Origin of the sequence: Fredinandcohnia quinoae (assembly GCF_022427965.1) — a bacterium.
In the GTDB taxonomy this organism is placed as follows: Bacteria; Bacillota; Bacilli; order Bacillales; family Bacillaceae_L; genus Ferdinandcohnia; species Ferdinandcohnia quinoae.
In genome coordinates, this window is the sequence record NZ_JAKTTI010000005.1 from 84,290 (window position 1) to 96,950 (window position 12,661).

The 12,661-nt window shown below is 34.8% G+C and carries 11 protein-coding genes; 1 reads left to right on the plus strand and 10 read right to left on the minus strand.

Features of this window, described 5'->3' with window-relative positions; all coding sequences use genetic code 11:
• Nucleotides 1-38: 38 nt before the first annotated feature.
• Nucleotides 39-1,613 (plus strand): phosphoglycerate dehydrogenase, encoded by a 1,575-nt coding sequence (gene serA / locus MJG50_RS05575; protein WP_240253483.1) that lies wholly within the window; start codon nt 39-41, stop codon nt 1,611-1,613.
• Between the two features lie 47 nt (nt 1,614-1,660).
• Here serA and MJG50_RS05580 read toward each other — a convergent pair whose 3' ends face one another.
• From MJG50_RS05580 to rluB, 10 genes are all read right to left on the minus strand, one after another.
• Nucleotides 1,661-2,473: a histidinol-phosphatase gene (locus MJG50_RS05580; RefSeq protein ID WP_240253485.1), complete on the minus strand. Its 813-nt coding sequence runs from the start codon at nt 2,471-2,473 to the stop codon at nt 1,661-1,663.
• 81 nt (nt 2,474-2,554) lie between these two features.
• The gene (locus MJG50_RS05585) at nt 2,555-3,517 is read right to left on the minus strand and encodes a M23 family metallopeptidase (protein ID WP_240253487.1); all 963 of its coding nucleotides are present in this window, start codon (nt 3,515-3,517) and stop codon (nt 2,555-2,557) included.
• 210 nt (nt 3,518-3,727) lie between these two features.
• Entirely contained in the window at nt 3,728-4,975 is a 1,248-nt protein-coding gene (locus MJG50_RS05590) for a hypothetical protein (RefSeq protein ID WP_240253489.1), read from the minus strand.
• Entirely contained in the window at nt 4,950-5,501 is a 552-nt protein-coding gene (sigX, locus tag MJG50_RS05595) for an RNA polymerase sigma factor SigX (RefSeq protein ID WP_240253491.1), read from the minus strand. Before sigX ends, MJG50_RS05590 begins: the two co-directional genes overlap by 26 nt.
• Before the next feature lie 201 nt (nt 5,502-5,702).
• The gene (locus MJG50_RS05600) at nt 5,703-7,487 is read right to left on the minus strand and encodes an ATP-binding protein (RefSeq protein WP_240253493.1); all 1,785 of its coding nucleotides are present in this window, start codon (nt 7,485-7,487) and stop codon (nt 5,703-5,705) included.
• A complete protein-coding gene (locus tag MJG50_RS05605; protein ID WP_240253495.1) occupies nt 7,484-8,200 on the minus strand; it encodes a response regulator transcription factor in 717 nt (238 codons plus the stop codon). Before MJG50_RS05605 ends, MJG50_RS05600 begins: the two co-directional genes overlap by 4 nt.
• Before the next feature lie 227 nt (nt 8,201-8,427).
• The gene (gene ccsB / locus MJG50_RS05610) at nt 8,428-9,600 is read right to left on the minus strand and encodes a c-type cytochrome biogenesis protein CcsB (RefSeq protein ID WP_240253496.1); all 1,173 of its coding nucleotides are present in this window, start codon (nt 9,598-9,600) and stop codon (nt 8,428-8,430) included.
• A gap of 2 nt (nt 9,601-9,602) precedes the next feature.
• Entirely contained in the window at nt 9,603-11,240 is a 1,638-nt protein-coding gene (locus MJG50_RS05615; RefSeq protein WP_240253498.1) for a cytochrome c biogenesis ResB family protein, read from the minus strand.
• A 13-nt stretch (nt 11,241-11,253) separates the two neighbouring features.
• Complete coding sequence (gene resA, locus MJG50_RS05620) at nt 11,254-11,775, minus strand: thiol-disulfide oxidoreductase ResA (protein WP_240253500.1); 522 nt, start codon at nt 11,773-11,775, stop codon at nt 11,254-11,256.
• Nucleotides 11,776-11,899: 124 nt separating this feature from the next.
• A complete protein-coding gene (gene rluB / locus MJG50_RS05625; protein WP_240253502.1) occupies nt 11,900-12,637 on the minus strand; it encodes a 23S rRNA pseudouridine(2605) synthase RluB in 738 nt (245 codons plus the stop codon).
• Between the last annotated feature and the right edge of the window lie 24 nt (nt 12,638-12,661).

The window sequence follows — 12,661 nt, forward strand, 5'->3', positions numbered from 1 at the left end:
CCGAGATAAAATAATTTCAACTGTTAGGAGTCGATTTGATGTTTCATGTATTAGTTTCTGATTCAATGAGTAATGAAGGATTAGCTCCCCTTCTAGAAAACCCCCACCTTCAGATCATTCAAAAAAATATCAATGAAGTTAGTGAATCATTACATCAATATGATGCACTAGTGGTACGAAGTGCAACAAAAGTAACTGAAGACCTTCTATCAAAAATGTCAAACCTCAAAATTATCGCACGTGCAGGTGTGGGTGTTGATAATATCGATGTTGAGGCAGCTACGAAACATGGTGTAATTGTTATTAATGCACCAGATGGAAATACAATATCAACTGCTGAACATACATTTGCAATGATGGCTTCCCTAGTGCGCCATATTCCACAAGCAAATATATCGGTTAAATCTCGAGAGTGGAACCGTTCTAGCTATGTAGGAACGGAATTGGCAGGTAAACACTTAGGAATCATCGGCTTTGGTCGTATAGGTTCTGAAATTGCAAAGCGTGCTCGTGCATTCGATATGCAGGTTCATGTGTTTGATCCATTTTTGCCAAAAACAAGAGCAGAAAAATTAGGTGTAGATATTTGTACACTCGAAGAAGTTTTAAAAATTGCTGACATTATTACTGTACATACACCATTAACTAAGGATACTAAGGGACTTCTAGGTAAAGAAAATTTGGCAAAAACAAAAAAAGGGGTATACCTCTTAAATTGCGCGCGTGGTGGAATTATTGATGAAAATGCGGTCATCCATTTCTTAGAAAGCGGCCATGTGGCAGGAATGGCATTAGATGTGTTTGAAATTGAACCACCTACTAATCAAAGATTAATAGAATTTGAGCAAGTAATTGCCACTCCACACTTAGGGGCATCAACTAAAGAGGCTCAGCTCAATGTCGCAAGCCAAGTTGCAAGAGAGGTTTCCGATTTCTTTAATGGAAAACCTGTCACATCTTCAATTAATTTACCTGCAATGTCGAAGGACGTATATGAAAAGATTCAACCATACTATGAATTATCAAAAAAGATGGGGTTAATTGTATCACAATGCATGAATGAACCAGTTCAAGAAATTTCGATTACCTACGCTGGTTCTGTTACTGATTTAGAAACCTCCTTTATAACAAGAGGTTTATTATCTGGATTCCTAACTACAAGAATTGATACGACTATTAATGAGGTAAATGCAGCGATGATTTCGAAAGAACTTGGAATTACCTTTGGAGATAAAGTATCATCAAATACGTATGGGTATTCTAATAGTATTACAGTGGTAGCCATTGGAGAAACTAAAACCTTTGAGATTCGCGGTACGTACGTTGCACACTACGGTGGAAGGATTGTTAGTTTAAATGGATTTAATATCGATTTTTCGCCTGAAGGAAACCTACTATACATCCAACATACAGACAGACCTGGGGTTATCGGAAAAGTAGGAAACATTTTAGGGGATAATGAAATTAACATTGCAACAATGCAAGTGGGCAGAAAGGAAATGGGTGGAGAAGCAATTATGATGCTTAGCTTTGATAAACCTATTCAAGAAAATGTCGGCCATGTTCTAAAAAATGTCGGTGATATAGTAAATATCCGTAAAATAGATCTATAAAAGAAAGCAGGCAAATGCCTGCTTATTTTTTTTAGATTAGATTGGATTTAGTCTAGTGGAACCTCTTTCCTGTCACCCTTATTGAATGTCATTAACGACTTATATCCTACACTTTTAGCAAGTCTAATGGCTTGGTCGTAATCTGCACCAACGTGTTCTGGCTTATGTGCATCAGACGACAAAACAATTGGGATCTTTTTGTCATAACACATTTGAAGAAGCCTTGGATCAGGATACAGCTTTCCTATCGGTTTACGTAAACCTGCAGTACTTATTTCAACACAAGTCTTAGAATTTGCAAGTGCTGTCGTTGCTCTATCGAACTGTTCTAACAAAAATTCTTCATCATCTGGGATATATTTAAATATTTTCACAAGATCTATATGACCGATAATATCAAATAAATTTGATTCAGCTAAAGTAACCACTTGATCATAGTATTTTTCATATGTATCGTGTAAGTCACGTCTGTCCCACTCTTTGCGAAATTCCGCCAAGTCAATCCCAAAATCATTAATCCAATGAATGGATCCTATTACATAATCAAAATTATATGAGCGGATAAACTGCTCCATTTCTTTATGTTTACCTGGTGTATAATCCATTTCAATTGACATTTTCACATCAATATTCCTATTCCAGGCATCCATAAACAGAGCCACGTAATCTTTCATGTCATAGTAACGTCTTTCATCCACCCAAGGATTTCGTAAAATATCCTTTGTCTGATAAAAATGATAAGCATGTTCTGAGATACCGAAATGTTCAATCTTTTTTTCATTTGCAGTGTTCACAAATTCCATTAGATAATCATTTGTTAGTGTTCCAAGCTCTAGGTGATTATGATAATCAGTAAGCATCGAACTCCCCCTCTAGTTTTTTATCATTATAACCGAATACTTACTATGAGGGAAAGGATAAGTTCTCCATAAATCGCAAGATTACGACTTTTCAATTATTAGGACTTGCATTGGGAAAATTAAATCCTCAGTTAGATTATTTAGTGCCTTTAATTCATTGACTGACATTCCATAATGATTTGCAATAACTGATAAGGATTCACCTTCTTTTACAACATATGTTTTTTCTTTGTTATGATATATATCCAGCGATTGTCCGACTAAAAGAAGTGAGGAATCTAGTTGATTCCATGTCATCAGAGAATCAATAGTAACATTATATTGTTTTGAGATATCCCAAAGAGTCTGACCCTTATCGATTGTAATATTTGTAACTGCTTCTTCATTGTTTTGCATATTGGCTACTTCAATATTTCCAACTAAAGTTTCTTCATTTTCAATATGATTAGGCTCCTGATAATTATAGCCTTTACTGAGTGTAAGTTTCAGTTGTGACTGTCTTTCCTTTTCTTCCTCAATCTTTGTTGTAATTAATACTGGTTCATCTGTTAAAATTGTTAATGGGTTAATCGCATTATTTCTTGCAGAATTCCATTCTCCATTATGTACTTCAAAATGTAAATGTGGACCTGTGGATCTTCCGGTACTTCCGATATCACCAATGATTTGTCCGCGTTCAACCATATCTCCTTCTTCGACACTTCTTTTACTTAAATGAGCATACACTGTTTCATACCCATTTGGATGCTCAATAAAAATGACATTTCCATATGATGAAGAAGAATAATAAGATTTTTTTACCTTACCTTCTATAACTGCATATATTTTATCTCCAAAAGGAGCTGCAATGTCTAAACCTCTATGTGAACCATGCCTTGAGCCGAAAGTATCTGTAATTGTTCCAATAACAGGCCATGCCCATTGTTCAGTATTTTCTTGATTGGAAATCGTTTCTGCGGATACATCATGACTTCCTACAAATAATAAACCTAAACAAGCCGCCATTACGACAACCACTACAATTCGCTTTATTGTTTCTAGCATCAATATCCTCCTCAAAGTTTCGCTTTGGTTGCTATGTATCTTATGTAAGCCCGTCTATGAATAGAACATGCATTAATTTGTTAGATTACACCACCTTTTTAGTTAAATGCTTTTATATAGAGGTTTTTACAAACACCTTTCTATTGTCTGAAATATATTCTTAAAATATGTAATAAAAATAAAATAAAAAAGAGACTAGATGTCTCTTTTTTATTTAAACTTTATTGGGTTGGGTGCTAATGGTACTGGTTCTGGCTTTCCGAATGTGACGTCACCAATTTGTTCTATTCCGCCATTGAATGTTACTGTTTCGTATCCAAATTCCTTTGCAGTCATCATAATGGCATCTAGCATTAGGATGCATGTGTCATTATTTCCAAGATTGGCATTTTCATCAAAGACAATTTCGAGACTACTTCCTTCGGGGTTAATCTCTTTAATTGAGGCTGAATCTGGTATTGTTGCATGATAATAATCACCCTCTTGTTGCCATTCACCTTCCTGTTGTCCCTTCATTCTTTCAATTGCATCCTGGATTGTTTCAAAAGAATTAAATGTTTGTGCCAATACTTTATAATCTGATCCTTCTTTCTTATAGTATAAATACGCTTTTTTGTTTCCTTTTTGAACTTCTATGCTGTCTTCAATAATTCCGGTTTGGCCTCTCGCGATCCCTTGTTTGTCACTCTGAAAAAATTCAACTTGCTCATAATCTGCACCTAATAAATTGAATGAATTGAGTGCAATATTAAAGGAAAAGGATTCAGCAGATGTAAAGGATCCTGTTTCAAGCTCACTTGGGATATCTATTCTAATAATCTTTGTTCCAGCAGGACTTGTTACCTCTGTGAAATCAGAGAAGTATCGGGTTGGAAACTCATCTATTCCCCATGTTATATGAGTACGAATAAGTTCATTGAATTGTGGTATATGCTTCTCAAATTGCTCAATGATGTTATTTCCATCTGATTTTACGATGATACTTACTATTGTGGGAAAGGACACCTCTTCAAGAGTAACACCGTATGTTAATAAGGTTTCATCTTCTTCGATATGACGTACAACATACTCCTGTTGTTCTTCACTATACTTAGCAATCTTAGCCTCACTTTTATTATCTTTATCCTCACCAGAGTCCATCTTTTTGCTTATTTCAATATTTTCATCTTTTTGAATCATTGTCTTCGCTTCTTCAAGCTCTGCGCTTTGATCGGCTGTATCATTTTCACTCGCTATATCTCTTGTCTGATCATTCATTAAGGGAGGAACTAATAGTAATAATAATAAAGCAACTGCTGCCGTTGCGAGAGAAGGAACAATCCAGCGCTTCTTCTTTGTCTTTTTGATCTTATAGGAAATATTTTGATAAATTTCGTGTGGATTTTGGCTGTCTTTTATTTGTGGCATTTGCGTAAGCAATTGCTCAAGCTGGTCATCGTTCCACTCTGATTTTCTCATCATCTACTCCCTCCCTTATCCCCATTTCTTCCATGTGTGCCTTCAATATCTTTAATCCACGATGCTGTGTTGTCTTTACCTTGCTTTCAGTCCAGCCTAGACTTTCCGCCGTTTCAACGATCGATAAAGACTGGATGTAGCGTAAGATTAACACCATACGCTGATCAACTGAACACTTATCCAAACAGTGATACATGATTTGTACTTGTTCATTTTGAAGCGCTATTTCCTCTGGAAGTGGTGCAAAATCTTTTACATCTTGTTTATTCCAATCAAAGGAATCTATTATTCTTTGTTTCCAGCCCTTTTGCTTTCGAAATGAATCAATCGCAACATGTCTTGCAATTGAGAATAACCATGTTTTCTCACTGCTTTTCCCTTCAAATCTATCATAAGATTTCAGCACTCGTATATACACTTCTTGAACGAGGTCCTCAGCTTGTTCACGATTTTTAACCATGTAAAACAAAAAGGAAAAGACATCGTGATGATATTTTTCATAGAGTTCTTGAAAAACGGTTTCCATACTGCTTCCTCCCGTTCAATTTATTAGTCGCATCTTTTTAAAAAAAGTTACACTCCTCATAATATAGTATGTTTTATATGAAAAAGGAAGAATATTTCAGTATATTCTTCCTTTTTCATTCTTTATTTAGTTTGAATTGATAAACAAATTAGTTCTGAATTGTTTCTTATGAAACAAGAATCTTCGCCATGATGCTTCAAATTACTCGTTATTTCGAGGTAAAAAGAATGTAAAAGTTGTTCCTTCATCAATTTTACTATGAACGGATATATTACCTTGATGTGCATCAATAATATTTTTTGCGATTGCAAGTCCAAGGCCAGTTCCTGACTTCCCACGTGTCCTCGCTTTATCCGCTTTATAAAATCTTTCAAATACAAATGGCAAATCATCTTCGGGTATTCCTGCACCCGTATCTTGAACATCAAGAAGTAACCCATTTTCCTGGGCTGTAATCCGGAGCTCTACTTTCCCGCCTTCTAATGTATGCCTGATTGCATTATCTATTAAATTGGTTAACACTTGTTCGATTCGATCTGGATCAAGTTGATATTGTCCAATATTCAAATTTTTAGAATAAGTGAGTGAAATGTTCTTTTCCTTTGCAAGTCCTTGAAATTTTCGAATTACTCTTTCTATATAATGATCAAAATCAATTTTTTCGATATTAAGTGTAATATGTCCGGCCTGAATTCTCGCTAAATCTAATAATTCATTGACCAATCGACCCATTCGAAGTGATTCTTCATAAATGACCTTGGCTATTTCCTTCTTTTCCTCTTCAGAGCTAGCAATATCATCGATTATTGCCTCACTATACCCCTGTAGCATTGCAATTGGCGTTCGAAGCTCATGTGAGACATTAGCAATGAAATCCTCCCGTAATTTATCTAATCGTCTCTCCTCTGTCATATCACGAAGAACTGCTACAGCTCCCCTAATATAAGTCTGATTGTATAGAGGACTCATCAAAATAACCCATGTTCTACCTTGAAGGCTAATTTCAACAAATTGTTCTTTTTCAAAGGATACAGCACGATGAAATAAATCTTTTACTTCTGGCGGTAGTTCTTCTCCAACTTCTTGATACATCCCTTGCTGATAATACCATGCTTGAAGAAAACGGTCTGCTGGTGGATTTGTAATTAAGATTGTACCGTCACGATTTAACGTGATTACACCATCAGCCATACTGCTAAGTATACTTGATAATTGCTCTTTTTCTTGATTGAGAGCATTAAGATTATACTTTAACTGCCTTCCCATTTGATTGAACGCCATCGCTAATTCACCTATTTCATCATGTGTGAGAATAGGAACTTTAGTATCGAACTTTCCTCTTGAGACTTCAAATGCTGCTTCTCTCATTTTTCTTAATGGGGCAGTTACTCGTGTTAATAAAAAGAAAGCAAATACAGTAGTTAACACTATTGCTATTCCTGCAGCTAATAAAATAAACTTAGTCGTATGCTTCGTAGTTTCTTGTACAACATCTAAGGATTGATAAAGAAATACGGCACCTTTTTTATCTTCTTCAATATGAAGAGGAGCACCTACTACAAATAATTCAGTTGGATTATTAATTTTTTGATTTTTATCAGGCAAATAGATTTTTTTACTCTCTCTCTTATCATTTGTAAAAACTTTTTGCAAATCTGAATCATTTGTTAATGTAGAAATAGGTATATTGGGGATTGAACCACGATCTGGTGAAACCCAATATGTTTTTTCGTCAGCGATAATAATTACCTTTGTAACCTTATCAACTAACTCCCACGATATTGATCTTGCTACATCCTTATCCTCATGCTCTTCCATAATTGTAGCAATCTTGGATGCTACCTCTTTTAAATTTGCCTCAGCTTCCTCATCATGGTAATTCTCGAAAAAACCTAATAGTAAAATAGTGAGAATAAATAGCACAAAAGAAATTAATAAGAGAATGGTAATCCATAGCTTACCAACTATACTTCTCCAAAACATCATCCTTGAGTTACCTCAAATTTATAGCCTACACCCCAGACTGTAACAATCATTTTTGCTGCATCGGGTGAAACCTTATTAAGTTTTTCACGCAATCTTTTAACATGTGTATCAACTGTCCGCAAGTCTCCGAAAAATTCATAATGCCAAACCTCTTTTAATAATTGCTCACGATCGAATACTTTGTCTGGTGATTTTGCTAAAAAGCATAGAAGTTCATATTCCTTTGGCGTAAGATTTACTTCCTTTTCATCAGCTGTAACTCGGTGAGCATCATTATCAATCATTAAATGTGGAAAAACAATTACATCCTTAGTTGTTGTTTCAGTTTGTAAATACGATGTATTTGAGGATCTTCTTAATAAAGCTTTTACCCGTAAAACAACCTCTCTTGGACTAAATGGCTTTACAATATAATCATCTGTTCCAACCTCAAATCCTTGTACACGATTAACCTCTTCTCCTTTAGCGGTTAACATGATAACAGGTGTAGATTTTCTTTCACGTAGTTCACTACATACTTGTAAGCCATCTTTTCCTGGCATCATAAGATCTAATAATATTAGATCATAATCTTTTTGTAATGCTTTCTCAAGTGCTTGTTCTCCATTTTCTGCTTCTTCTATTATATAATCCTCACGCTCTAAGTACATTTTAAGTAATCGTCGGATTCTTTCTTCATCATCAACAACGAGAATTTTTGCTTCTTTTTCCATCGTCTCATTCCCCCAATAACACTAATATTCAATATTTCTACTTAAAGTACATATTGTATGCTAACCATCATTCTACGAATACTATCTAAACTTCAACACTATCGTACATAAACTTGATTATAATATCTATACTATTTATCACAAGTATAAACTTTTTATCAAAGACTTCACAAATTAGACAAAAACCTTCATCAAAAAGATGAAGGCTTCGTAATTATATTTCATATTTAAGCATAGGAATGAAGGCCAGCAATAACAAGGTTTACAAATATCGTATTGAACATGATGATGAAGAATCCAACGACTGCAAGCCAAGCTGATTTTTCTCCATGCCATCCTTTTGATAGACGTAAATGGAGAAATGCTGCATAAAAGAGCCAAGTAATAAGGGCCCATACTTCCTTAGGATCCCATCCCCAAAATCTTGTCCAAGCGATTTGAGCCCATATCATTGCAAATATTAACGCGCCTAAGGTGAAAATAGGAAAACCTATCGTAACAGAACGATATCCAATTTCATCGACTAGGTCTAAATTCACCTTTTTAACTAAGGGCTGAAGTGCTGCAGAAATACGCTTACGTAATATTAACCTTAATAATCCGTACAAAATAGTACCAGCTAAAATTGACCAAATTACTGAATTCGTCTTCCTTGCACTTAAAATTGGCGGTAGCTCAACACTTGATGCAAATCTATCCTTCGTAAGTAATTCTCCCTCATTTGGGGTTACTAACGCTGGTAAATGGTACACCATCTCTACAGTTTTATCGTTTTTATCAATCCAAGTAAATTTCGACTCATATTGCATTGCACTAAATACAGAGGAAACTCCAACAAAACCAACGACTATAACTAAAATATACATAATTGTTTCTAGCCAGAATGTTTTTTTACTTCTTACTGTTTGGTCCACAACCTTAAGCAAGTATAAAATTCCAGCTACAAAGCTGATTGCTAATATCGCTTGGCCCAAAGCAGCTGTTGTTACGTGTATGTGAAGCCAATAACTTTGCAATGCAGGTATTAAAGGAGAGATTTCCTTTGGAAACATACTTGCATAAGCAATAATTAATAACGCGATTGGTAGAGCAAATACACCTAATACGCTTGTTTTATAGATAAAATAAATAATAATAAATGCTAAAACCAACATCATCCCAAAGAATGTAATGAATTCAAATAGATTACTAACTGGTGCATGACCTGCTGCAATCCATCTCGTAATAAAATAACCCAATTGACAAATAAAACCAATTATTGTGAGGACAATACCTACTTGTGACCAGCGATTCCTACCATTTGTACTTTTTTTATCACGGATGGCTCCGCCAAATACGAATGTAGAAATTAGGTAAAGGATGAAAGCCCCGAATAATAAATTACCACTAAGTTCAGCCACAATTATCCCTCCTTATGTTCCTTTTTATTATCTACCTGATCGATAGGTTCTGCTATTTTTGTATCTGTAAGTATGTTACGGATTTCATTTTTCAAGCCATACCAGTTTTTATTTGTATGTCCGGCAACCATCACTTCATTATCTTTCCTTTGGATCCAAATACGGCGATGGTTCCAATACATTCCTTGAATAACACCAATCATGAAAATCGCACCACCAAGGGCAATTATCCATAATGTGTAATCTCTTCTAACAGTTAAACCTGAAATATTTCTTGTCTCAATACCGGCAAATGACATCTTATAAGCATTATCTCCAAAAGGTTCAATATTTTGTTGAATCGCTACAAAGCTAATTTCGCCTTCCTTATTATCAGGTGTAACCATTTTAAAGACAAATGCAGGATTATTAGGTACTCTTGATTTTGTGTTTGGCTCCCCCTTATCATCAAAATAAAAATCAGGGAAATAGCTAGACATCTCAACTGAATATCCATTACCTAAATCATATTCTTTTTGTGGTTCATCTAAATTAATCGTAATCATTCCAAAATCTTTATCAGTTGCTTTTTCAACTAATTTAAATGACATCTTACTAATTTCATTTAATCGATAGTCTACTTGATAAAAAGCATAGTGATCATGTTTTAATGGCTCATTAACACGAATTTCGTGACTTTTAATTTTCTTTAATTCCGGTTCGGCCCCGAGAACTTTATCGTCTATACGTTCATACAAAGTTGCACTCGTTTGAAAGTTTTTAACAACCATACTGTTTCCAGCACGTTCAAGTGCATCATCGAATACATCTTTTTCATTTTCTTTATCATAAACATCCATTTGAAATTTATCACTATGTAAGTAATATTTTTCATTCGTACCTGGAACACTCTTTGTTTCACCTTCACGAAGCCATAGAGTCTCATCAATATACATTCCAGGAACAAATCTAAGCATAGCTCCTATTAAAAATATAATTAAGCCTACATGGTTTACATACGGACCCCATCGTGAAAAACGACCTTTTTCAGCTAATATATTTCCATTTTCCTCAAGTACTTGATAGTGTCTCTTTATTAGCTTTTGTTTTACATTTTCAAAATCTTCATCCACTTGTTCAACAATCGTACTACTATAAAGGCGTTGACGCTTTAAAAAACTTTCGTGACGAGTAACTCTTTGCCTTTTCAACGCTTTATATAGCGGAACGACTCTATCTATACTACAAATAACTAGTGAAATACCGAGTGAAGCTAATACTATCATATACCACCAGGAGCCATATAAATTATGAAATCCAAATTGATAATACAATCTCCCTGTTATTCCGTATTCTTGTTGATAATAATCTAAAGGATCAACATTGGGAGGGATATACATTTCCTGCGGGTAGATTGTTCCAATTGCTGATGCAACAAGAGTAATAACAATAATCCAAATACCAACCTTTACCGAAGAGAAAAAGTTCCATATTTTATCAATTATTGTCTTATTATACGTTTGGGAGCGCCTAGCACTACCTTCATAACGCATATCTAATAGCTTCTTATCTTTCTCTTCAACAATTGGTTTTCCGCATGCTTCACAAAAAATTGTACCGTGTGGGTTTACATGACCACATTCGCATTTTACATTTTCCATCAAAACAAACTCCCTATGGCTTTATTTGCTCCATATATTGTTGTATTACTTTTTCAGACATCTCACCTGTAATAATTTTAACAACTTTGCCATCTTTATCGATTAATAATGTAGTTGGTAATGGGTCTATTCCATATGCATTTTGCAACTGATTCCCTTTGTCAATTGCCACAGGGAATGTTAATTCATATTTTTTTATAAAGTTTTTCACATTAAATTCAGGTTCTCCTACATTAATTGCGATAACCTGTACACCTTGATCTTTATAATATTGATACATCTTATCAATGAATGGAAATTCTCGCTGACAAGGTTTACACCAAGTTCCCCAGAAATTTAAAAATACTCCTTGACCCTTATAATCCGATAATTGATGACTTTCACCATTCAAGTCAGTTACAACAAAATCTGGTGCTTTATCCCCTACTGCCACTTTTTCCTTATCACTAAAAATTGCATTATATAGTGTGTAAACAAGAGCAACAGCAAGTAAGAATAGAATAATTGTCCGTATAACTAAACGTCGCCTTTTCATTTATAAATCTCCCTTTTCAAAGGTACTTCAAAAAGTTCTGCACTAGTCATTATAGCATTTAATAACATGGTGATATTGTTAATATTATGAAGGTTATGTGACAATTGGTTCAATTAACCAATTTTTACACTAATCGATTTCCCTCTGTGCTAGCGAGGGCACGAAGTTGTTTTACTTCATGTGGTGTTAACTCGCGATGACCACCAGTATTCAATCCATTTAATGTTAAAAATCCGTATTTTTCTCTCTTCAATTTCAGAACATCGTGTCCAATCGCCTCAAACATTCTTCGAACTTGTCGATTTCTACCTTCGTGTATAGCAATTTCGATAATGGATGTTTGCTTACGTTTATCAGAAGAAAGTAATTTCACACGTGCGGGGGCAGTTTTCCCGTCTTCTAGCTTAATTCCTTTTTCTAATTGTTTGATCTTTTCTCTTATTGGGATTCCTTTTACTTTTGCGACATAAACTTTTTCAACCTCATATTTTGGATGCATTAAGACATTAGCAAAATCCCCATCATTTGTAAGTAATATTAGACCTGAAGTATCATAATCCAACCTTCCGACTGGATAAATTCGTTTTTTATTTTCGGGGAAAAAATCTGTGACAACCTTTCTACCTTTGTCATCACTTACACTTGATATTACGCCACGTGGTTTATAAAGCAAAAAATAAACAGGCTCTTCTCTTTCTAGAGGAATCCCGCTTACTTCAATTCTCTCGTTAGATCCTACTTTAGTACCTAATTCTTTTACAACTTTACCGTTCACTTTTACATGTCCATTAAGAATAAGCTCCTCTGCCTTTCTTCTTGAAGCCACTCCAGCATGTGCAATAACTTTTTGCAATCGTTCCATCAATGTTCACCTCATTAAACATCT